This window comes from Anabaena sp. FACHB-595, from assembly GCF_048568275.1.
Classification (GTDB): Bacteria; Cyanobacteriota; Cyanobacteriia; order Cyanobacteriales; family Nostocaceae; genus Trichormus.
The window spans coordinates 206,749-229,945 of sequence record NZ_CP183474.1 but is presented as its reverse complement, the minus strand read 5'-3'; the positions used below and the strand labels follow the sequence as shown (position 1 = coordinate 229,945).

Below are 23,197 nucleotides of genomic sequence, written 5' to 3'. Positions count from 1 at the left end.
GGTTATTGAGGTAAAGTATTTTACTTTTTGTGTATGTAAATATAAAATATAAGCAAGTAAGAAAAATTCTTGGTAAATAGAAGAAGAAAGGTTTTTAGGATTAAAACTGGATTGGATGAATTTTTTTGATGGGTAAAATAAAAAGATTCTAAAATTTCTAGACTGAATTAGCATTCAGTCATAAAAGTAGCAAAAATAACAATCTTTCGCTGGTAGTATAGTTATGCAACAGGAAGTTTTAAGCAAACAGTTGGATATATTAGCTTTACTGCACGATGTGTCAAATTCGTTGAAAGGAATATCGTTGATTGCAAATCAGTTAATTGATGGTGCTTATGGATACTCTCTAGAAGAAATCAGACCATTTCTCTTGGCCTTACGAGATACTAATGACCGGGGTATGAATTTGCTTGAAGCTAACAAAGTCTCTGGGGAAGTGAAACCAGTCGCGTTAGCCCAATTTGATATGTTGAGTTTTTTACAAAAAACTTCTTCTTTATTCCAGCCAATAGCGCAGTATCATTCGTTGAAAATGCACTATGAAACGCAATCATCATACAAGCATGGAACGCAAGTACGGGGTGACAGTATAAGTATTGACAGAATGCTATGTAATATAGTGACAAATGCTATTAAGTACACTAGACGAGGAGATATCTTTTTAAGACTGCTTAATCAAGAAGATGATTTAGTGATCGAAATTGAAGACACGGGTATAGGAATTGCTACAGACCAACTATCAAATATATTTATTCCACTATGGCGATCACCTACGGTGGGCGGAACGCCATCGCCAAATAGCAATTTATTACATCAATCAGGGATGGGGCTTGGACTGTACATCGCCTTATGCGTGGCTCATGCTCATGGATTGAGTATGAGAGTAGATTCGGTAGTCAAACAAGGAACGAAATTCACCATCATATTTCCTTACAAAGATGACGGGATATATGGGGTTGATGGTATGATGCCCCCTAAATCACCCAGGAGACAAGATGCGTTACCTATATGATGTGAAACTGTGGGACAGGATTGAAACAGCAGTGGAGTTTCTAATTTTTGTGGCTTTGATGATAGCAGCAATCATCAAACTGGGACACAATGATTTTCTACAAGCTCTGTTTTATATAGTATTAGCTGTCATTATCTCGCCCTGGTCACAATTTGAGCGTGTAACAAAGCGTTATGTCTTGATAAGTGTGTATTTCCTGGGGTTGTTTATAGGTTATTTTCAGTAGTTTATTCCAACTCTGGGCCGTCAGAAGAGTGGTCGTTTTGTTGTTGCTGTGGTGGTGACTTTTGTTGCTGCTGCTGCTGTCTCATATCGAAATTGATCAGCTTTTGTGTTTCTTGCGGTGAAAGGTTATTGTGTACAACGTTGTATTCTTCCTTGCTATCAACTTTATAAGCGCTAAAAGCCGTTTGATTATCACTTTTACGCCAAACAGTCAGACGTTGCATCCCTTCTCTCATCATGAGATTTAGTCGATAAGAGATCCCCTCATAAATGCGGCCGCCAATAGTGTCTTGTCCTTTGGTCATGAGAATATTCATCAATGCGGGAATAAGAGATTTTTTAGCAACCTCATGATTTTCGCTTTGCTTTGGTGTAGATGTTTGGTGATCAACAAAAGGTAACTTGCGTTCTTTAGACTGTAATATCTCCTGTAAGAAAGTCTTTTTCTTCTGGGCTATTAAATTTTCAACTCTTGTGGATTTGGATATATCAGTTGTTTGTTCAGATTTATTTAAGCCAAATTTTTGGGCGTACTCTTTAAGGTATTTTTCCTTAAGACTTTGCCTGTAATCTTCAGCACTTTGAGCATTTTGCGTAAGAGATAGAGTATTTCTCATCTCGGCCATAATACTCTCGCGCTCTGTGGTGTCCAGTGCGGGGGTTGGGGTTATTGACGGCGAGGGGGGATATTTTTCCATCATCAGCGCTAGTCTATAGGCAAGTTGGTTGTCAGAAAGTCCACTGTCGCGGTTGATGGTAGTGATTGAAGACGATACTAAGCTAGGCATAAATGTGGTGAACAACGGTTAATTAAAATTCTAATTCTGGTGAATTAGTCGCTACAGATTGTTGTGGAGTGTGTTGTTGTGGAGATTGTTGGGAAACAACTTCAACTTTGGCAGAATAAGTATCGTTAATAAGAAGCTGACGCTGTTTAATTAAATCGTCAAGAACTATGTTGATGGGAGGAAGGGAAATATCAGTTGTACCATTATTTTCTTGTTGAAGCTGACTTTTGATAAGTAGTTCATGGTAAATCTGACGTTGTTCGCCAATAGTAAGTTTACCAGTCTTTTCTAGTTTGGAGAGCAAATCCGACAAAGACTGATCCGCATCAGGGGAGGCTGGGGAAGCAGGGGAGGCTGGGGAGGAAATGTTAGTAAAATCCCCCCCTGCTCTTATTTCTTCCCCTGCTTCTCCTCTCCCCCTGCTCTCTTGCTTGGTTGATATTAAAGAATCAACTGATGCAGAGGTGGGAGAGGGATGATCTTGAGGTTGAGGGGGAGTTAATTTATCTAATTGACTCTTAATGGCAGGGTGAATAGGCAAATCAATGTCACGGCTAGTATTGGGGTCGCCAAACAAAGCTTTGTAATTAATATGTAGTTTCTGTGCTAGCAAACTTAACTTTTCCAAGTCAGCTTCATTGATGGCCATTTTTTTAACTTGATGAGTCATACCAGTTGGAGTACGCTCAAATTCAAACCGAACAGCTTCCCTTGTAATCAGACCATTTTGTTCAGCTTTGAATAACTGTAGTGTAGATTTTCCGCCTGTGCCTTGCCGAAAAAGAATGCGGTAATTAGCTAAAGTTAAGTCGTCTTTCTCAAAATTGCGGATAGTTCCCATCATGATTTGCAACAGTTGGGATTGCTTAAAATTTTCTAAAATATTGTGTGTGCCGCTAGGTGAAACCGAACTCAAGACAGAAGCAAGCTTGCGTGGGTCATCATCAAGTGATGGTAATTCTTTACCCCCTTTGAGGTGGTCAGCAACTAATAAAAATTCTTGTCTTTCAATAGGTAGGATATTAATGGGGTAATTTTTGGTATTAAAGTCTTGACCTAGATTGACTCTGTTCACTCCACCCCAACGATCCGCCATGAAGCTCATCAACTCCTTACCATCGTGGCGACGGGAAATAGTGTAATCTTCCCCTTTTTTTTGAATAACGAAAGCATCAGCAACATAAGTTAGCTCTTTGCCCGATTCGTTGTTTTTGACACCGTATTTCTTGACGAGCGCCACAGCTACAGTTGCGATCGCTTGATTCTCTTGATGGTGGAGTTTTCGTCGTTGGAAGTTTTGTTTATAAAGAGTAACGTCCTGTGTTTTAGCCCAATGAGGAATTTCTGGAAGAGGAGTTTCCATAATTGGTTTTCTCTTCCAAGGAAACCAACTTCGCTTATCATCAGTTTCTTGTTGCTGAGGAATTTGTTGGTTTTGGGTTGTGGAATTGGTTGAAGAGGAGTGCATATTTGTAGTATTAGATGGTGGAGATTGCTGTTGTTGAGAGTGAGGGGCAGCATTGTTGTTAGATTGCTGTTGTTTTGATTGAGCTAGTGATGAAGGATGAGTATTTTTCTGGGTAGATTGATGTTGTAATTGACTAGATTCGGCAGACGGTGAAGAAGTTTCAATTTGAAAATTACATGGCGAAATATTTAATTCAGATGCAGGTATTTTGGGACTTTCATCAGGAGATTTATTTTGTTGTGCTGGTAGATCAACAGGCTCCGAAAGTATTTGAGCAATTAAATTTTCTTGCGGAGATTGGTTAATTGGTGTTTGGAGGGCGACATTATCCTGTGAGATTGCCACAGTCTGATTTTTATCCCCTACGGTCTTGGTTGTGCCATCTTTGAGCTTGATAGTTGAGCGTAATTCTAGATGGCACTTATCATTCCATTGTTCTAAGGGTAAGGATTGGGCAAGCAATTGGTCAAAAGCTTCACGCCCTCTCTCGACAATAAAATCATCTACACCTTTATCTGGCCCTGGTAGAGAAATGACACTCACCTTGCCACCAGTCGCCTCTAGTAATTGTCCAGTACGTAAGGTGGCAGCATCAACATTTCTTTTGGTTTCAGGTTTAGTGTCAAAGTCAAAGCAGATTTTGAAGTCTCGCCCCTTTGTGGCAAAAACTGCTAACTCAGGATGCAAAAAGTGAGTAGGATGACCTTGAGGTTGAGCGTTGTCTGCTTGATTTTCATCAACCACCTCAACTTCGTCGGACTCAATTTCCAGTAATTCAATTACAGCATCGGATTCAGTAACATTGGGTTTAATTTCATTGTCAATGGGATTTTCCAGTTTCTTAGTTTTATAGTAGCCGCCGTTAATTCCCGCTAACCCAATGGCAGCATGACCTTGGCTTAACAGACTAGCCGCTTTCTTTGCACCCTCAGTAATTGTGACAGGAATATTATGTTTCCATACGCAATACCAAAATCCACTTGTGCGCTCGCTATCTGTGGGGTTTACTCCAGCCTTTGAGTAAATATTTTGGGCAATCTTGTCTGGGACATCTAACAAAAAAATACTTTTTTCAGTGCCTAGTGGATGTTCATATTTGGTGAATTTACCCGGAACCACTAGACTTAACCCATCTTTTTTCTCGGTTTTCGGTCTTGGCTTATCTGGTTTATAACACCCCCATTCTTTAGTGTTGGCAGTTTCACCAGGGGTTAAATTTTGAAAATGTCTGGGATCTATGCCAGCATTACACCACCAGCCATCTGTATTATCTAAATAGGAATATGCTTTTAATATTCCTCCAGAGACTCTACCCGTATTTGTACGTGGTATTTTGTCGCTGGTCATCAATAAATCCCACGCTTCATGTACTCCTCTTGCCTGATTAAAGTGCAAAGATTCAAAATTCATGGAGGCAATGCCAGGAGCGATCGCACTACCGACTACTAGTTCTTGCCAATGCGGTGGATCTATATGTTCGGGGGACTGGGGAATATCTTGAGTAATGTCTTTTTTTAATTGGTTCACCTCGCTATTTTCAATTTGATTGTCTTTTTTGGCAATAGTTGGTGTCTGGGGTGATAAAAAGCTAGTTAAACAATCTTTTAAAGAATTATAAATATCTTCGTTTAAGGTTTCTGGATTAATTGCTAATGTTTGAAAACATTCGGATAAATATTTATTAACATCTATTTGCAGTTGGGTAATAAACTCTTGGTCGGCAACTATCTTGTTAGTTTGCTCATCAATTAGTGAAAAGCCAATTTTGCCATTAGTTTTGAGATAGGTAACAAAGGTTTGATTGTCAGTTTGAATTTTTAGACCTGAAGATTTGGCAAGAGAATTGATTTCTTCAGTTTGAGCTTTTATCGGTTGAGTAATAGAATCAGTTGTATTGTTATCTATCACAGTGGAGGATGAAGCAGTTTTATTTAGGTCGTGAGATACAGCTTCCGCAAATGTTGAAGCGGTATGTCCCTGTTCGTCCATAGGTGGAGATACAAACTTGTTAGCTGTTGGATCATACTTTTCCCATTTCCAGCCACCATTGCCATCTTGACTCATAGCATAAGTTTGTTTACCAGTCTCCCAATATAACTTTTTATTGATAGAATCTTCAGCTTTTTGCTGAAGATATTTATCAATATATTTGGCTAAAGGATAAATGACAGTACGGATAAAATACTTACTACTATAAGCGTAAGCAGAAGTTAGTTGCAAATGTCTTTCATCAAACATATTTATTAAGGTTTAGGCATGGTAAAAGGTTGAAGGGTCAAGCAATTGTAGATTTAACAGTGAACAGTGACCAGTGAGCAGAACTCGTAACTGGTCACTGTTCACTGATAACTGATAACTGATTTAAGGACAACAGTTACAAAATCGTCTTTGCAAATATTTGTTATGAACAGGGTTATCGATGACAAGAGAACAAGATTGACGCAGGATCTCATATTGCTGCCAGTTAGCCCCGACGCATTTAATGTCGATGAGCTTACCTTCTGGTGTAACACGATTAAAAATAATATGTATATTGATATTGCTATTTTGAATATCTAAAAAGCAAATATATTGTAAATCATGCCAACCAATACCATAAATATATTGACTAACAATTTTCCAGCAAGATTCTTGATTCAGGTGAATATAAACATTTTTTAGACTGATGAGAGTATAGATGCCCAAATTTTTAATTTTTGGTCGAGCTTCAGATAAAGTATGAAATTCTTGAATAATTTTCAAAGGAGGCAGATTAATATCAATAAAGCTCCCATTTGCTAAAACATGGTTTTGGGATAATATTTCAATCACATCAAAATTATCAATCTTTAATTCTTCAATAGTCATTTTCATAATTATTACAACCCACTATCAGGATGAACTGTGTTGACCATGCCATGAACATCTTTTGCTGTCAGAGCAGGATTAGGAGAAATAGCTTGAGGGTTTTCGGGAATGGGGAAGCGAGATTCAACAAGATTCATCCGTAAAGCTAAATCTTGCTGAGAAGGAAATTTCTGCGTACTCTTCCTAGCTGCTAAACTAACGATTCTCACCCATTTAAGTTGATTATATTTATCAATATTTTTGAGAGGCACAGATATCTTAATAGTCTTTAGCAGTGGAACAGAACCCTCATTTTTATTAGCGTATGCCGGATTAATGAAAACACATTTACCAGCAATAAGTTTGAGAAATTGCGCCGATTCAAAAAGCCTTCTAGTTTTTTCTTGGTCACTAATAGAGGTGCTATTATTTTTACTACCACTAGAACGGCTTTTCTGTTTATACTTAATTTCTTCATCACCCAAAAAGCTAGAGAATAATTGCGCTGATTCATTTTCACCAGGATTAAAAATGAATTTAGAACTGCAAGCACCAAGGATAGCCTTGGCAACTTCTTTACCATAATTCTTCTCAAGCTGACCCATATTTTGGAAGCCGATAATACCACAGAAGCCCTCAGAACGGGATTCGTTGAGCCACCGATATAAGTCAGGTAAATAAATTGAGGGTAATTCGTCCAGTGCAACGATGAGTGGGTCTTTTCGTTTTTTGGCAATGTTACGGGCGATGGTCATGTGTAAGATTGAAGTCATGAGAGGCCCTACAGCATCCCGACGTTCTCTATCCAACCCAAAGATAATCATTTGCTTACCTTTAATTTCTAGAGGTAAAGTTGTCTTGCCGATAAAGCAGCCTAATGTGTTTTTCGCCATGAATCGGGTAAACATAATACTGGCAGTAGCGACAATCCCGGCAACAGTCTTTTCAGATGCAGCAGAACTGAACAGTTGTCCAAAGGCAATTTTTACCCAAGGATTGAGAGAAGCAGCCATGAGGCGTTTGACCATGTGTTCGCTTGAAAGTATCGCGGCGCAAGTCATAACATCTGCAAATTGACCGAACTCTTTAGCTAACATCAGTATTGCTTGAGTCAGCTGATCCCCTGAAGGGCCAAAGAACCCATCTTCAGTTGAATTGCCCAAAAGTCGAAAATTCTTATTGATCACAGTTGAAATTTGTCGGGCAGTTTCAGCATCACTACTGTCTTTGAGGAAATCTAAAGGATTGCAAACTTCAGATTCAGGAAATCCGGGTGCAAAGATATGCACATCATAGCCCTTGTACTTGGCATAAGCAGCAACTCTCGCTTGTGACGGATACTTAAAGTCATAAACTATACATGGAAACCCCTGATCAATAGCCGAGTAAATCATCGGGTTGATGGCAGAGAATGTTTTACCACTACCTGGAGCGCCGATGACAGCCGTACCCCGTTGCACATCAGGGATATAGAAAGTAGTGCCATCGCCTTTATCCTGATGCTTACCAATGTAAAGTGCCGCACTATCACATTGAGGATTGGCGATTTGTTTCTTCGCCTTTTTCTTAGCCGCCGTCGTTTCCTTGGCCCCACCCCAATAAGAAGTAGCAATCTTCTTCTTGTTAGAGTCGCCAAAAAATACCCTCATGAGAATATAAGCGCCGAGCAAGGATAGAACTGTTAAACCATTGGGGGTAAATAAGTGGTGAGTGTACTTGCCAATTGCATTATCAGGATTTTGCAATTGCTCAAAACTAAATTGCTGATTTTTAGCACTATTTGTTTTAAAAGACTGGCTCATATTTAAGGTAGAGAATTTGGTTTACCGAGAACGATAGGGTCTTTCTCCCGGTACTCAATAAAAGGCACAGGGCCAATAAAGTAAGGACTGCAAGTGCGACCAATGAAGGGAATGGTTTTGCAAATACGGAAGAACATAGCAGTTTCTACTTCTCCACTGCCTTCATAAATATTCCAAACAACTTGCTTAAAACTGGAGCCAAAAGGGTTTCGACCAGTAGGCTCTTTGCCACCATTGAGAGCTTTTAAAAGTCCAAATCCACCATTAACTTTTTGATACTTCCCAGATATCCACTGTGTACCAGTAGTCTTGCCTAGCCCCGACATCTCCATGTGAGCGCAATTATTCTGTAAACAGGGAACATTAAAACCTTCTTGATAACTACCAGAGATAGAGCGAGTACGGTTAGCTTCGATATCTCGCAATGGCAGATCCACTTTTGCAACAAATGACAAGTCAAGCGATCGCAGTCCAGGTAAATTATCCCAGGTAAGAGTGGATAATCCAGGCACACCGATAATTTTCGAGTCCTGCCAATTAGCAAATCGATTAATTGATGCGTTCTGAATATTAGGTATAGATGTGAGTGCGTAATTTCTTAAGTTAATACCTCGCCCAAGTTGAACATTACGCAATCTGGAATTGCGACTAGCATTAGCAATTGTGCCGCTATTAATGCCAAATCTCCGAGCAAAATCGCGGATGGGTGGCACACTAGCAACACTTCTATTACCCAACCCAGGAACGGCTGTGGCTAAGTTTGGCAAAGTTTGCCATCTTGTTAACTGAAAATCATCTAATCTTAACCTATTTAAATTGACTCCTTGTACTGAAGCAATAGTTGAGAGGTTCAGATTTTCTATGGCTAATTGAGGGGTTTCAAAATCGCCCAATTCCATAAATTCTGCAATGCTTTGTCCTGCCGTCCAGCTTCTAGTTTCTGTTCCTCTTGAACCAGGATAGGTCACACTACCATCTTCAGAAATAATCATGTCGCTAAATTTCAGGCGCGACCAATCAGGTACAAATCCATTGGGTGAGTTAATAACCGGGACTTGTGCAGATGCTCTCGGCATGATAGACCCAACTACTTGATTAAGTATCCCATACTTAATAAAGCTATGAATAAATAAAGTACCAAGTAAACCAAAAAGGATTAAATAACGTGAGTCTAGGTTATTATTAAATTTTGATTTCATAAAGTATTACCTTGTGTTAAATGAAGAGAACTATTACTCAAAGAGATTAATTTATTAACTAATTCTTGAGAAACAGAAGCCGCCTTTGCAGCAGTAGAAATATCGTCACCTTGTTGTAAATGACCAATGAACTTTTGCAAGCGCTTATGTAATTCATCTTGGTAATTCATCTGCCGATTTTTAATAGCGATCGCCATCCCTCGCCTGATTTGGTTGATAATTTTTTGCGTTTCGATTAGTGAAGACAATTGAGGTTTTTGTGCCACAGTCGGAGCAGCACTCGTAATCACTACCTGGCTATATTTAGGAGTGCCATTACTGGTTGCCAATCTGAAACTGTAAGTCTTGCGCTCACCAGAGGATGATTGTGTAACTACTGTTAGTAAAGTTGTTGATGTTTGCGGAAGCCCTGGAATATTCACCCTTTTGATCCGTCGCAGATGAATTAGTCCAGCACCGGGATTAGGACAATTCTGATCCAGTCCTTCTAAGCAACCATCTGTGTCAATGAGAATTTGTGAGGGGTCGTCCAACCAGACTTTTTTGATAGTTTCGCCAGTTTCATAGAAGGAAATTGCTACCCCGTGACCATTCCAAACATTGATAGTTTGCAGTTTGGCAGTAGTTCCACTAGCTTGCGATTGCCTGATAGTGCGGACTACAGGGGCGGCAATTGTGGATAGTGGCACAACTGCAACGGCGATCGCCAACGGTATACCAATCAAAAACTTTTTCATGGCAACTCCAATGAGCGATTAACTGTAATGGTCACTTTAGTACCCGCCCCGATATACCAAGCATTTGGGCGAGAATTAATTTCTTGGGTAGCACGTTGATTGCGTTGGCTGACGTTCTGGCTAACTTGACCAAAAAACCCTTCGAGTAATGCACCAGTAATATTGCGACGATTGCCACTGCTGCGCCGTCGAATCCTGCCCGTAAATTCATCCTCAATTTCTTCTTCATTATCCGGTTGATTAATCACCTCTCCGACTTTTCCCAATGCAGATACAGCACCACCGAACAAGTCATTACGGGCAATCTCGCCACCCCTGTCTTGAAGTTTATTGGCGATTAAAGGTCTGCCACCTTCTCCAGTCACAGATATCGCACCAGTCGAAATAGGGTACTCGGTATTATCTTTGATAATCGCCCGAACATGAGCGATCGCTACACTACCGCCGTCAACCGAAACTAGTTCTACCGCTAATAAAGTTCCCGTCTGTATTGCCACCTGCCCATAGTTATCGCGTAAATCTTGAGTTAATCTAACGACCGACCTAGTATCAGGGGTTGGTGTTTGTTGCTGGACTGAGCTATTAACTGTGGCTTGAACTAAGGGTGTAACAAGAACACCACTAGCAAAAGTACCAACGGTGAGGTAGCGAGTTTGTTTTCCCTGAATGATTTGGCTTTCCTGGTCTAAATATTTATCCGACTTAGCTTGAGGTTGGGCTTGCCACCGGGGGCGGATCTTTTCAATAGAGTCCGGTGAAGGGGACGGTGTGGTTTCAAGGACAGGATTGTTGCTGACATTATTGAAATCAGTTGGCTCATCTGGTTGATTAGGTAAATTTTGTGCTGGGTCTAATGAAGAATGGTCATTAGTGCTAGTTTCGCCATAAGCGATTTTGCCGTAAGACCCGATGGTGCGAAGTTTGTTAAGTTGTTCGATGGGATCTATGGGCGTTACTGTCCGAGCAGATGCAGAGATAGAAGGTCTAGGAGAAAAACTAGTCCGTGTTTGTGGTGTGTAGGTTCTAATCGGTTGTGGTGCAGTTCGAGGTACAAGGCGTGGTTGTGAGGTCTGAACAGGTTGAGGTGCAGGACGTGGCGACGGCGGCGTGGATGGTACAACCTTTTCGGTTTTGGACACTTGTACTGGTTGTTTATTTTTGTCGTTGACCCTGCCTAACTCGTTGGCTTGTTCAGACAGAGCGAGTTTTGCACGGGCATCACCATCGCTTTCTTCAGTTTGTTGGGCTTGTTCAGTAGTAGTTGTTGTTTCTGACTCTTTTTCGGCAATTTTTGGCGCTGGTGCGGGATTAAAAATACCATTGAGCATCAAAAATATAGCTAAAAATCCCACTCCAAAAGGGACGGCGATTATTGCCAGTCTTGACCAAGGAGAAGTGACAAATGTATGCTTAGTAGGCACTAACAAACTTTCTAGCTCTGGCGCTTTATTTCCATTAGTTTTACTACTAGCATCATCGATATGAAGCAAGTCCTCTAAAGTCGCTCCTGAACCATTTTTATTATTGTCTATACTCATTTTCTTTTACCCAAATCTAAATCGACAATTTCGGTAATTTCTAATCCGGCTTTCCTTGCCAAATAAATTTTCTTAGACAGTTCACTAGTATTAGCTGGGATATATTCTGGATTAGAAATTGATGAAACTGTGATGGTTTTATTAAAAGCAATTCCTCGACCAGAGTTATCTTCCCGGTCAAAAGTTACTAACGTCCCAATAAAATCTATCTCCCACTTGCCTTCTCTAATTTGGCGTGGGTTAGAAATAAATCTAGGGATTAAAGATACTTGTGATTCTCCATTAAATGATCCATTAGGAGTGATTGATGCTAACTTCTTCAGAAATGCGGCTCTGAATCCTCCGTTTTCACTCAAAGCAAAAGCAGCATTGTAAGCTTTTTCAGCCACTCGACTATTAGATTTATTATCAATTCTGCCTACTTCTATCCCAGTATCCTGCTTTGTGATGGGTTCGCCCTTCTCGTTGAAGGTTTGTATTAAACCATCCCAGTTAAACATCTTGATGAATGTGTCTGAGACAAACTTTTTGATGACTTCATCAGACCGTTGCTTTGGGTCTACTGCTCTGGCGGTAATTGTATCTCCTGACGATAATTGTACCAGAGCTATTTGTTTTTTATTTAAGGAAGAAATCGCACCATAATTGAGAAACTGTAAAATTAGAGATAACGCCGCCATTGAGAATCCAGCTAAAGAAATTATGCCTACTCTAGTTGTGACATATTTGTTATAACTAAGCAGTTGCAACGGCTCTTTCTTGCTAGAAGAGGCTTTTTTAAGATTCAGCATATAAGAAACAAGTTGTAGAGAGTAGGGGTAACATTAATTCACAATTAGCAGTACCCCTTTAAGGAAGCAAGCTATGCAGTTCGTATTTGTAAAGCAGTTAATTTTCTAGGCTCACTTAGCCATTTTCCCGACTAAACTACCACCTTTAGTCACAATACCTTTAGTAACTTCAATAGCAATGCTACTGTAAGTTTCAGCAGCTTTATTAATTTGAGTAAGGACAGCAATTCCCCCACCAGCCGCTAAACCTGCACTTAAAAATGGGGCAATTATACCGATAGTAAAAAGGAAGAACATCGGTTGATAAGTTTTTGAATCAGCGACTAATTGTCCAGCAAATCCTACAATGATATTAAAACAAAGTTTTCCGAAGCCTACAGTGAAATAGCCAATTAGCCAAGTGTAGATAGATTTAGCTCCGTAAGGTAATAAAGAACCACCAACCGCCACTGGCCCAAGAAGTGCTGTTACTAACATTGTTAATTCAATTCCCCATTGATAGGCTCCATTCATTCCGACTAAAATTATAGTAATAATGTCTGTTATGGCAGAGCCGATAAACCCATTGATGGGAGAGAATATTAAATCTAGTCCATTGGCTTTCTTGTTTTTAACATCTTCATTGAAATCTTTGAAAGCGTCAACGGTAGCATCAATCGCATCAGTAAACCAAGAAAATAGCCCGTCAGCACCGAATTTATCTGGATATTTCTCTTTTAAGTCTTGCTTTGCTTTATTCAGACATTCTATCTGCTCTTGTTGACTCAATGAAGAATTTTTACACCTGTTAATAGTTACACCAATTGCACTACGCGCTGCTTCAGTACCAATTGCTTTTTCGTATGCTTCTCTCAAGTCAAGCCCAGCAGCAGTAGTCCCAAGAAGTAATGTGTTGACATTATTTATATAATTTCTAATTCCTAAAGTTGATTTTCCTAGAACATCTCCATTATTACTTAGTAGAACTACAACTATTAAAGGCCAAATAAAATCTGTATATGCCCGTTGCTCGTCCCCCGCCACCATTTTCTTTGTCCATTCAATCATGAAGAATGTTAACGTAGCTACAGCGAATAAAGCGCCAATAGTACACATATTTCTGTAAACTTCACCGCTTATAGTTCGCTCCCACAATTCGTTAAATCCTTGGGCAACAGCAATCGCATTATTGTTTGCTTCAGTTGCTAGTTGTCCGCCAGTTGTTTTTGCTAATAAATAGTACATACTCAAAACTTTCCTAAATACCTGTTTTTGAAAATACAAAATTGCAGTAGATATAGTGCGCGAATGATAATAACAACTTTTTACATTCGCGCACCCATAACTCTTACTTAAAAGTAGGATCTAAACGTGCATTAAGTATGACTTCATGCACTAAAGATAACCTGCCATCTTCTTCGGAGTTCTCCTTTTTCCGTTGAGAATCAAGGTGTTCTGCTACTTGTGTCAGCATCAGGTTAGAGTAAGCACTGTCCTGTCGGGCAGATAAAGAATCAGTACGTTGCTGTGCCAGCATTGAGACAACTAAAGCATTCTGAGCAGCGATCGCTTTAAGTACATTTTGAGAGGCATCCATATTCTGAGCCTCATCAGCAATACTTTTCGCTTGCTGGGCGATTTGTGCAGTAGTATCAATTTTTTCTTGAGTTTGTTGTTGTCCGTCTTTGCTAACAACACTACTGACAGAAGCCAGAGTTAGTTGACGCTCTAGTTCTTGTGCATTCTCTTGAGCGACAGGATAAGAATAATCATCCTTAAGCGAATCCTTTAACTTATCAGCCGAAGCAATCGGATCAGGCGCACCCAATTGTCCGATAGAACTATCAATTGCGGCGATAGCATCTGTTTTAATCCCTGCCCAACTGATATTAATTTTCTCCTTAGCATCATTTTGGATTTTGGAAATCTCAGTTTGGAAATCTGAGACAATGGAACTAAAAAAATCATTAATGCTGATGCCATAACTAGGTGCAGCAATAAATAAACTGCCAAAAGTAGCAGAAGCTATTGCACTAATAGTTAGTTTCTTCAAGATTGGTTTCATGACTTACGCTACCTGCTTTGAATGTAAATTTGAGAGCAAAGTTTTAGCTAATTGGGATAATTCTTCCCCTCTAATCATCTTGATATAATCCTCCGAAAACTTGACTAAACCAAGTAGAGGATTATCTTTGTATTCTTTGAGAAACAAACTGCGTAATTCCTGCTCATTGGGATTATTAGCAACGGAAGCTAATAAACAGTAAGCCGGATAGTATCTACAGAATGTGAGTTTGCCATTATCATCTAAGAGCCAATTAGAATAAATTCCCTCCTTTTTCGGATAAAAAGCTTCCGTGCTGTTGACCCTAATAATTTCGGTGGGATATTTAAAGCGAACAATAAACGGATCAACAGCCGATGATTGAATCCTGCCTACTAAGCGAGTAGTGATATTGCTAAATATCTTCTGTGCCGCTTTAGTTTGGTATATAGTCTCAGCTTCTTGAGCCGAAAGTATAACGCGAATACCAGATTTAGCACCGTTGGCACACAATCGCCCAATTAGGTCAGCGATCGCGTCAAATTGAAATAAAATTGGCGCTTCATCAAGAAAGAATATCGAAGCTTTTGATGAGAGTGCGCGACGTAAAGCTGCCGCATAAGCACTAAGAGCAAGTATCGCTGCATCAGCCTCACTTGATAAATTACGTAAAGCAAAAACCAATAATTTGGCATTAGTTCTAAAGCTGGATGGGCGTGATATTGATTGCCCAACCCTGGTATTTAACCAATAATTTATTCTCAGCCTGATTTGCTGCAAGGCTTCGGAAATTTCTTGACTATGACTAGCAATAGAATCTAATTGTATAAATGCGGGAGAACAAAAATTATAAAAGTCTTTAAGAGTGGGAGTCTCGCTCCATTCCTTACTCCCAAACCCCTGAATTATCGCTAGTTTGTACCGCAATTTAATTTCGTCATCATTAAAAAACGTTTTTAATGTTAACGCAATGATTGATTCAATATTAGTGATCATTGAGGGGCTAACACCAATCATGCTTGTGCCGATCACCATTGTCATCAGCACTGATTTAAGAAATTCTTTGAAATCGTTCAATCGCTCATTTCTTAGTTCTGCATCTAAAGAGCGCAAATCAGGAAGCTCAAAAAGATTGTTTGACTCTTTGGAGATGTCAAAGTATGCTCCATCTTCACCCAGTAGATTGGTGTAGTCGGTGAAAGTAGAAGTACCGTCTGGTTTAGGATAGTCTAGTGCGACTACCGGAATATCTTGTGCTAGGGCTGGGGTTAATATCCCCGCGACTAACACAGATTTACCTGAACGAGTTGCACCAAACACAGCCAGATTCTTGTGGTTTTGGTATAAGTCCAGGTGTACAGGTGTGCCGCCTTCTTCTGCTATTAACTCAAATCCAGTGCGATCGCCTGTGGCAGTTCTAATCAATGGCATTAACCCCGGCGCTTCCGAACTAAAGTAAGGTAGTCGGCGGTTGAATGGCTTAGTTAACAGTGGCTCCCACACGAAGGGACAACACTGCAACCATATCTTCCAGGCACACTCAACTTCCCTATCAACTACCGCCGGACGTAGAAAATAACTAGCTAGATATCGGCAAGCCTCATCTAATTCTTTAGTCGTCTTGCGGTGAACGAGAAAAGCCACTGCACTATGTACAACAACACTACCTTTATATATCGTCTTCTGTGCCTCCACCGCTTCCTCAATATTCATGCCTGATTTAACATCAATATTTCCTTTCTCTGTAGATAAAGAAGTGCTAGTGATTGACTGTTTAGTAATGCGTTGTAGGTTGGTTTTTGAGATAGTTTGGTTTGCCTTTGTTAACTGACAAACGATTTCTGTATCATATATGCTATCCCTAGAAATTAACTCCCACAAATAGCGTAGTTGTGCTTGTTCGTCATACCAGCCCCCCGGTTTTTGACTGAAATTGAGCGCCCCAATATATTTATTTTGGATTTTTACCCATTTCCTGTCGAAAAATGGTACAGACTCCTCCTTCTCCAACATCTGATGCCTGATGTGGAAATCACTGGTTTGAGTTTCTACTAGTCCCTCTACAGAGTCGATTTTTAAAGGGTTAGGAATTGTTGGAGGAGTAGAGTGATTAAATTGCTGCCAAATAACTGACCACATTTCATCAACACTGAGAACTCTAATTCCCAATTTCATCTTATTCCCCAAGATAGCTGACCACTGCAAAAATCCATCATTGAATGAATTTTGGAGAATATTCTCAATCCGCGTATTATTTATGGCATGAATTTCGCCTGTAAAGCTAAACCATCCCTTCTCTAATTTTCTAATAATAGATTCTATAAAATCACTCTTCCGTTCATCGTCAGCCACCACAGTATAAGTACACCATAGTCTCAGAAACTTGTTCTTTCTAATCCCACTTTGCGTTAGTTCTTTAGTTCTTAATCTTTCACTACGACTTAATAGTTTTAACTGGTCAATAGAGCAATTGGATTCTAAGAGCGATAATTCTTGTTGTCTGCTGTAGTCTGAGGTAAACGAACCTAAATGTATTGTTAAGCTTTCACCTTCTGGGATTTCTTTTAGTCCCGCTTCTATCCCCTCAAAAATAGCTAACATTTGCTCTGTTGGTAAATTAGGATGCACCCCCAAGCAATCAAAGCAGAATTTAATTTGAATACTCTCATCTTTTTTCAGAATTAATGCACCTATCCCTTGTCTCCCTCCTAAGCTTATGTCACATATCCCTGCCAAATGGATAATATCTTCAAAAGGAGTGAGCATTTTAACAACGTTAATCTGCTCATTTTCTAACTTACCTTTCCCTAGTTTATCTTTCAAATTTTTAGAAGACTTTGGCATAACTTTATTAATAACTGAAATTTAAGGTTCTTCAGAATTGCGAATTGGTTTGTGTCTCATATATCCCCGGCTAATTCGTGGAGTGCTAACAAATTTGCCGAAAAAATCTTTATTTGTAGATATCGTCCACCAAGAGGCCCATCCCCATGCGATCGCCAATCCAGTAGCTAACCAACTTGCTTTAAGTAAATAATTGAACAGGAAGACATTTCCTACTGCTATCAATGTCCAAGGAAATATTTGGTCGGCGGGAAATGGCCCTAATCTTGGTCTTTCTCCTAAAATTCTGTTAACCGTGCGAAAAGAGCGTTGTTGTGACATCTTGACCATTTTTTAATTCAAAATGCAAAATGCAAAATTCAAAATGAAGAATAAGAATTTTTTTGAATTTAATAATTTTGGGTACAAGCCCCCACCAAAATCTCCGATTTGGTGGTCTACCCTTCTCCTGTCGGAGACGCTGCGCGAACGGGTTGCCGCAGGCTACAATTAGTGGTGGGTACAAGCCCCCAGTAATTGTCTTTAATTTTGAATTTTGAATTTTTAATTTTGAATTGGAGCGAAGCGAGTTGACCTTTTTTGAACGCAAAATGCAAAATTCTGTTAGGAAGAATGGAAATAATTTTGAATTGGAGCGTAAAGCCTGCGGCATAGCTTCTCCTGTCGGAGAGGCTGCGCCGACGCTTAACACGTAGCGTCTGTCTTCGACACGCTTCCGCGAACGTAGAGCAGCGACTTGACTCAAAAAAGTTATTAAATAGAGACTTAATCCGGGCTGATGGGGAGAAAATATACATAAAAATCCTCCCCTTTTCTTGTACTAAGGTGTAGTTGTTCCTACAATTAATGTAGTAATTAAATCGCCACAAAAAACAGCCAAAACTATAATTAATGGAGTTCTTGCTAGCGACTGCCAATCTTCATCATTTCGGGCTGCTTGAATGATGCGAACTAAACTAATACCAACATATAAAAGGAATAACCCTCTTAATACATTGAAAAATAAATTAATAACTGTTTCTATTTGGTTTCCAGTACCTCCACCTCCTGCACGGCTAAAAGCGGTTTTCATCCAAGTTTGAGCGCCATTAAAAAACTGAGCATTAGCTGGAGCAGATGCAAAATCTAGTACACAAACCACTGCTAACAATGCAAACAAAACAGCATAGAGATTAACTCCATACTTTCTTTGTAGTTTGTCAAAATTAGTGAATAACGCTTGAGACTGTTTCGGCAAGGCAATGACGATAGCTGCCCCAATCATAAATCCACCCATCAATATATTGTGGACGGACATCTCTGCAATCATCAGCACACCCGTTACACCCATGAGTGAAAGTGTGCCTTTTTTACCTATCTCATTTTTAGGTGAATATGAAAGGGTTGCTGCTTGAGTAAAATCTGAATATCCGTAAGAAGTACGCATCTGGTTTCGTTCTCCTGAACGATTTAATGAGGAATACGCACATTCTTTAATAAGTCAACCTCAAAATCGAGGTACTCTGGTACTGAAAAAAACAGAACTGTGGTACTGCTATAATATTTATCACTAATTATTTCTACGTATATATAAAGTAAATCCTGTAACCGCAGGGGTTATATTTGCAAAAACTGCATTCAAATCATTTTGATAGTATAAATATTTTGTAAATGCTCTCAGTATATGTAAAAAGGGGGTATTGAATTTTTTGTAATTTTATGATAAAAGACTGTAGTTTAAGAAAGGTAGTAGCAACTTAAAAATTAAAAGAAATTTTCATAGAGGAAGTTGAGACACTCAACAGCTTTGCGTTTTGCAGCTTCACCACGCAAGTCATACTTTTGAGTGGTAGCTAAATTCACATGACCTGCTAATTGGCTGACTGTCAGAACATCAATGCCGGATTCCAACAGCCTAGTGACAAATGTCCGACGAAAATCGTGAGGACTAAAAGGTTTAATTCCGGTGCTGTCAGCACGTTTTTGACAAATCGCCATGACTGCTTGATCTGTTAAATGTTGAATATGAATGTGTCCACCACGCTTGACTGGACAAATTAAAGCTCCTGACGATTTTCCCCTGATTTTCAACCAATCATTCAAAATACCAACAACCCCAGGAGGCAAGTAGACTCTGCGCGATTTTCCTCCTTTACCCTGCCGCACCGTTAATAAATTATCTTCACGGTTAAAATCATTCATTTCTAGGGCTACTGCCTCAGACCTTCGCAATCCACAACTACTTAAAATTCCTATAAGTGCTGCATCTCTTATGCCAATCACATTATCTTGGAGACAATTACGTAACAGGGAAGTAATTTCTTCTGGCTTTATTAATCTTCCTGGCAACCCTGAATCACCACGCACACTTTTGAGGTCTATTGCATACTGGTAATCTTGTGCGCTCATGAACCCCAAGCGTAAACTTTCCTTTAGCACTCGCCGCATGGCACAAAGCATTCTATTAGTTGTTGCTGGGGAATACTGCTCAATGAATATAGCTCTGATTGCTGCTGTGTGCTGGTAGCGTAATTTTGACCAATCTAAGGACATTGCATCGCATTGGTTGCTAGTTAGCAATCGTGCAATTACATTCAATGCCTTTTCCATTGTCCGCCGTGAAGTAGGACTCAAACTCGACAAATACACTGCCGCCGGATGAAGTGTCAACGGCAGTGGTGTGGACAACACTAAATCGATTTGCCTTGTTGTGTCTTCTCTCATGATCCGTACTAGCTACCTGATAAAAACAGATAGCCCAGATCCTCATTCTCTCACCAATTGGATGACAACTGGTAGCGATGGCGTAATCGCTTGCCGTAGGCAATCACTCGACTAAGTGTTTCCTTATCTGAGTAAGCCTACTATCAATTAACACACAATCCCCGCACAACTGTACAAGCGAAAAATAGTTCTGGTAAAGTGCCATTTTCATAAACTATTTTTTCAGATATTTTCCTAAACCCTTATCTAACATTGGGTTTGGTAAAACATCAATTTTTTTACCTATTTTGGTAAAATTTCTACTAAAGTTAGGATTATACGTAGCAAGTTGTTTATTTACGTATCTGAATTGACATACATTTTACTGCTAGTTTTTAATAGAGTCAGCAACGGACATCTATAAACATCTAAGAAAATCCACCAACCTTTGTCCACTCAGCAACTTGATTTCTGGATGCTGCTGCAAAACAGATTTAGACTTAGCCAGAGTCGTGCCAGTGTGAACAAAGAACCCACCACTCGCCTTGTGACGAACAATAACTTGAGCAAATTCCTCTAAATGTTCGGCTTTAATAGAATCTTTATAACGTTTTGCTTGCACCAGATACATTTGACCATGCAGCCAAACATGACCATCTATCCCACCATCCCCGGTGTAACGTTGGTTACGTTTTATTTTGTAACCCTGACGCTGAAAACTAGACAGAAGCAATTCTTCAAAAACAAGCGGATCTATCTTGCGGAGATATGCTAGTACAGCAGGTAGTGATTCTTGGTGTTCTGCAATGATTTTGTTGATTCTCTCTAGTACAGCTTCACCTTTTGTAATCCGTCTTTGATGCCTGATGTTTTTTGGCAGATATCGGCTTTTCTTGCTTCCGAGCAACAACAAGCAAGCCAAAATCAGAGCTAGTATGAAAATTATGATTAGTTGATTCACTGACAGCACCACTGATATCAAATAGATAGCAATACTTTGACAATCTACTTACTTCTCAAAGAATCGCCGCTATCAAAACCGATATCATTTTTGGGCAAAGTTGATAACGGCTGGATTTTGAGCCTATCCCCTACCTTGATATTGGCAACGCCGTTTGGAAGCTCAAGCACCTGATTGTCCACCCGACCTTTATAAATGGGGCATGGAAGTTTGTGACAAGGTTGGGCGTTGTAAACCACCGTTGTCACCACATTGTCCTTGATGTAAAAGATGTCCAATGGAAAATTTACCTTGTACATCCAGAAAGGTACATTGTAAATTTCGCCCCCCAGATTAAATAACATTCCGCGATCTCTGGATAAGGATGCTCGAAATTTCAGCCCCTTCTCTAATTGCTCTGGCGTAGAGGCGACTTCTAGCTTAAATGTCTGGTTGTTTTGGGTGAGGATGTGAGTGAGGGGTAACTGCTGGGGACGAGTTTCGACGTAACTGATCGCCACAGTAGCAATGATGATTGATACTCCAGCGACAGGCCCCAGTATATTCAGTAGCTTAAAAGCAGCAACGTATAAATCCTTCTCGGAATTAATGATCTTAATTTGCATAATTATCCAAAAATATCGATATTGCCGAGACTATATATAGATGAATCGACCGGACTAGATGCTTGACCTTGCAAAGCCGCTTTATTCCGCATACTTTCAACCCGGTCAGCCTCACGGATGGCCAGAGGATTCATGTTCTGCCTTGCAGTTAACAATGCTGAGAGCGTAATTTCTAACGGTGGAAGTTCACTAACTGACAAAACATCTTCACTGAACATTTGACAGAAAGTAAAGACGGCGGCACGTTCGACAATTGCCCCAATCTCCGCACCAACACAGCGTTGTGTGGCTTTGAGCAACCTTTTCCATTCAGGTTCGGTGTACCCATCACCTCCATTGCGGAACCGAGCATCAAAACGGGCTAAGTGAATCTTGAATATTTCGTGCCGTTCTCCATAATTGGGTAAATCGACTTTGAAAATCTCGTCAAAGCGACCACTTCTGGTTAACTCTGGTGGTAGCCATTCAATATTGTTAGCCGAAGCGATAATTAAAACCTCACTAGTGCGCTCTTGCATCCAGGTCAAAAGCATACCAGCTAGGCGTTTGGATAAATCATCATCCCCAGCGAATCCCTTATCAAAGTCATCAAGATAGAGGATGACACGATTGATTCGGTCTACCAGTGCGAGTAAGTTTTTTAATTTGTACTCAGCAAGATTGCCGTAGCTGCGGAAATTCCCCCACTCCAAGATAATCAGAGGCAGTCCTAACTGTGCCGAACTTGCTTTAGCCGAGTATGATTTTCCAGTTCCCGGTGGGCCGATAAGTAAAATCCCCTTGGGTAAGCGCAGATTGTAAGCTTTCGCCAGTGTCGTTAACAGGCGCTTGTAAGTTTTAAATGCCTGCTGCATCAGTTCCAGTCCACCGATAGGAGTGCTAGGGGGTTGGAGAAATTGAATATTATAAATCCGCTTGAACAGTTCTATTTTGTAAGCCGAAAGCTTTTGTCTTAACTCCAGTGGTGTAACTTCAGGCGCAATCGCCTGTCGAATGCCATAGTCGATATCTGCTAAGTACATTCCTACTGAGGCGATCGCAGTCGCATGAATTTCGTCTGCGCTGTAATCAGGTAATACTTGGGGTAAGTGAGTTTTAATTTCCTCGATAATTGGCAGTTGTTGAATGAGTGTCGGAATATAGGGTGCAATATCAGATGACAGACTAGCGTTAGGGCCTAAAAGTATTGCTGTCTTTTGGGCATTGCAATTGTACAACTTCAGGTTAATTAGGGCTGACTTGATCCACTCGGCAGTTAAGAAAAAATCAGGGTCAGTGGTAGATTCTCCCAGCCAGGGAAATATACCCTCAAGTATGAGAATGCCTTGTAAATTGGTAGTTTTCCAGAATTGGAGAATTTCAAAGTAATTTTCGCGTCGGTTTTTGGCGATCGCCTGATACTGGTTAATTGGATGTAAAGTTAATCCCTCCTTATTAGTCTCTAACTGGTGTAGCGCGTCATCTTCCAGCGTCCATAGGTAACAGTTAATGTTATGTTGCTGGCATTGACTGGCAAGATTTGTCAAAAGTTTGAGTCTTTCTTGTAATGGAGACTCGACAGCTATCAGCTTATTGTTAAGTTTGATTAGAGAGAAGATTTGCTTGATTAACTCATTATTCATCAGGCTTTTGTATGAATTTCATCCTGATAATAGAGACACCCAAAATTCTTTACTAGCTACTTTGGTACTGAAAA

At 40.0% G+C, this 23,197-nt stretch carries 18 protein-coding genes; 1 reads left to right on the top strand and 17 read right to left on the bottom strand.

Annotation, left to right across the window (positions count from 1 at the left end; translation table 11 throughout):
• Positions 1–223 precede the first annotated feature (223 nt).
• Positions 224–1,012, top strand: a complete 789-nt coding sequence (locus tag ACN222_RS27895; protein WP_096637284.1) for a sensor histidine kinase — start codon at positions 224–226, stop codon at positions 1,010–1,012.
• A gap of 227 nt (positions 1,013–1,239) precedes the next feature.
• On the opposite strand, the gene ACN222_RS27890 is transcribed toward ACN222_RS27895, so the two are convergent.
• The 17 genes from ACN222_RS27890 to ACN222_RS27810 form a co-directional block, all read right to left on the bottom strand.
• Entirely contained in the window at positions 1,240–2,025 is a 786-nt protein-coding gene (locus tag ACN222_RS27890; protein WP_010999771.1) for a hypothetical protein, read from the bottom strand.
• A 22-nt stretch (positions 2,026–2,047) separates the two neighbouring features.
• A complete protein-coding gene (locus tag ACN222_RS27885; RefSeq protein WP_010999770.1) occupies positions 2,048–5,731 on the bottom strand; it encodes a DUF3854 domain-containing protein in 3,684 nt (1,227 codons plus the stop codon).
• A gap of 123 nt (positions 5,732–5,854) precedes the next feature.
• Positions 5,855–6,346, bottom strand: a complete 492-nt coding sequence (locus ACN222_RS27880) for a relaxase/mobilization nuclease domain-containing protein (RefSeq protein WP_010999769.1) — start codon at positions 6,344–6,346, stop codon at positions 5,855–5,857.
• Between the two features lie 5 nt (positions 6,347–6,351).
• The gene (locus ACN222_RS27875) at positions 6,352–8,121 is read right to left on the bottom strand and encodes a type IV secretory system conjugative DNA transfer family protein (protein WP_010999768.1); all 1,770 of its coding nucleotides are present in this window, start codon (positions 8,119–8,121) and stop codon (positions 6,352–6,354) included.
• 2 nt (positions 8,122–8,123) lie between these two features.
• On the bottom strand, positions 8,124–9,320 hold the full coding sequence (locus tag ACN222_RS27870) for a hypothetical protein (protein WP_010999767.1): 1,197 nt from the start codon (positions 9,318–9,320) through the stop codon (positions 8,124–8,126).
• Entirely contained in the window at positions 9,317–10,057 is a 741-nt protein-coding gene (locus ACN222_RS27865; protein WP_010999766.1) for a hypothetical protein, read from the bottom strand. Before ACN222_RS27865 ends, ACN222_RS27870 begins: the two co-directional genes overlap by 4 nt.
• Positions 10,054–11,595: a TrbI/VirB10 family protein gene (locus ACN222_RS27860; RefSeq protein WP_010999765.1), complete on the bottom strand. Its 1,542-nt coding sequence runs from the start codon at positions 11,593–11,595 to the stop codon at positions 10,054–10,056. Before ACN222_RS27860 ends, ACN222_RS27865 begins: the two co-directional genes overlap by 4 nt.
• Positions 11,592–12,386, bottom strand: coding sequence for a hypothetical protein (locus ACN222_RS27855; RefSeq protein WP_010999764.1), 795 nt, complete (start codon positions 12,384–12,386; stop codon positions 11,592–11,594). Before ACN222_RS27855 ends, ACN222_RS27860 begins: the two co-directional genes overlap by 4 nt.
• A 111-nt stretch (positions 12,387–12,497) precedes the next feature.
• Positions 12,498–13,649, bottom strand: coding sequence for a hypothetical protein (locus tag ACN222_RS27850; protein ID WP_231865581.1), 1,152 nt, complete (start codon positions 13,647–13,649; stop codon positions 12,498–12,500).
• Positions 13,650–13,713: 64 nt separating this feature from the next.
• Positions 13,714–14,430, bottom strand: coding sequence for a hypothetical protein (locus ACN222_RS27845; protein WP_010999762.1), 717 nt, complete (start codon positions 14,428–14,430; stop codon positions 13,714–13,716).
• Between the two features lie 3 nt (positions 14,431–14,433).
• A complete protein-coding gene (locus ACN222_RS27840) occupies positions 14,434–17,253 on the bottom strand; it encodes a type IV secretion system DNA-binding domain-containing protein (protein WP_190449784.1) in 2,820 nt (939 codons plus the stop codon).
• Positions 17,254–17,274: 21 nt separating this feature from the next.
• Complete coding sequence (locus tag ACN222_RS27835; RefSeq protein WP_011316312.1) at positions 17,275–17,574, bottom strand: hypothetical protein; 300 nt, start codon at positions 17,572–17,574, stop codon at positions 17,275–17,277.
• A gap of 499 nt (positions 17,575–18,073) precedes the next feature.
• Positions 18,074–18,679 (bottom strand): hypothetical protein, encoded by a 606-nt coding sequence (locus tag ACN222_RS27830; protein WP_010999759.1) that lies wholly within the window; start codon positions 18,677–18,679, stop codon positions 18,074–18,076.
• A gap of 317 nt (positions 18,680–18,996) precedes the next feature.
• Positions 18,997–19,956 (bottom strand): tyrosine-type recombinase/integrase, encoded by a 960-nt coding sequence (locus ACN222_RS27825; RefSeq protein WP_010999758.1) that lies wholly within the window; start codon positions 19,954–19,956, stop codon positions 18,997–18,999.
• 397 nt (positions 19,957–20,353) lie between these two features.
• Complete coding sequence (locus ACN222_RS27820; protein ID WP_044523624.1) at positions 20,354–20,896, bottom strand: restriction endonuclease; 543 nt, start codon at positions 20,894–20,896, stop codon at positions 20,354–20,356.
• 44 nt (positions 20,897–20,940) lie between these two features.
• Positions 20,941–21,501, bottom strand: a complete 561-nt coding sequence (locus tag ACN222_RS27815) for a DUF192 domain-containing protein (protein WP_010999756.1) — start codon at positions 21,499–21,501, stop codon at positions 20,941–20,943.
• Between the two features lie 2 nt (positions 21,502–21,503).
• The gene (locus tag ACN222_RS27810) at positions 21,504–23,123 is read right to left on the bottom strand and encodes an ATP-binding protein (RefSeq protein ID WP_010999755.1); all 1,620 of its coding nucleotides are present in this window, start codon (positions 23,121–23,123) and stop codon (positions 21,504–21,506) included.
• Positions 23,124–23,197 lie beyond the last annotated feature (74 nt).

Coding starts and splice junctions, on each gene's coding strand:
- ACN222_RS27890 (WP_010999771.1), bottom strand. CDS start 2,025: ATGCCTAGCTTAGTATCGTCTTCAATCACTACCATCAACCGCGACAGT.
- ACN222_RS27880 (WP_010999769.1), bottom strand. CDS start 6,346: ATGAAAATGACTATTGAAGAATTAAAGATTGATAATTTTGATGTGATT.
- ACN222_RS27860 (WP_010999765.1), bottom strand. CDS start 11,595: ATGAGTATAGACAATAATAAAAATGGTTCAGGAGCGACTTTAGAGGAC.
- ACN222_RS27895 (WP_096637284.1), top strand. CDS start 224: ATGCAACAGGAAGTTTTAAGCAAACAGTTGGATATATTAGCTTTACTG.
- ACN222_RS27885 (WP_010999770.1), bottom strand. CDS start 5,731: ATGTTTGATGAAAGACATTTGCAACTAACTTCTGCTTACGCTTATAGT.
- ACN222_RS27835 (WP_011316312.1), bottom strand. CDS start 17,574: ATGTCACAACAACGCTCTTTTCGCACGGTTAACAGAATTTTAGGAGAA.
- ACN222_RS27840 (WP_190449784.1), bottom strand. CDS start 17,253: ATGCCAAAGTCTTCTAAAAATTTGAAAGATAAACTAGGGAAAGGTAAG.
- ACN222_RS27875 (WP_010999768.1), bottom strand. CDS start 8,121: ATGAGCCAGTCTTTTAAAACAAATAGTGCTAAAAATCAGCAATTTAGT.
- ACN222_RS27815 (WP_010999756.1), bottom strand. CDS start 21,501: ATGCAAATTAAGATCATTAATTCCGAGAAGGATTTATACGTTGCTGCT.
- ACN222_RS27825 (WP_010999758.1), bottom strand. CDS start 19,956: ATGAGAGAAGACACAACAAGGCAAATCGATTTAGTGTTGTCCACACCA.
- ACN222_RS27855 (WP_010999764.1), bottom strand. CDS start 12,386: ATGCTGAATCTTAAAAAAGCCTCTTCTAGCAAGAAAGAGCCGTTGCAA.
- ACN222_RS27810 (WP_010999755.1), bottom strand. CDS start 23,123: ATGAATAATGAGTTAATCAAGCAAATCTTCTCTCTAATCAAACTTAAC.
- ACN222_RS27865 (WP_010999766.1), bottom strand. CDS start 10,057: ATGAAAAAGTTTTTGATTGGTATACCGTTGGCGATCGCCGTTGCAGTT.
- ACN222_RS27845 (WP_010999762.1), bottom strand. CDS start 14,430: ATGAAACCAATCTTGAAGAAACTAACTATTAGTGCAATAGCTTCTGCT.
- ACN222_RS27830 (WP_010999759.1), bottom strand. CDS start 18,679: ATGCGTACTTCTTACGGATATTCAGATTTTACTCAAGCAGCAACCCTT.
- ACN222_RS27870 (WP_010999767.1), bottom strand. CDS start 9,320: ATGAAATCAAAATTTAATAATAACCTAGACTCACGTTATTTAATCCTT.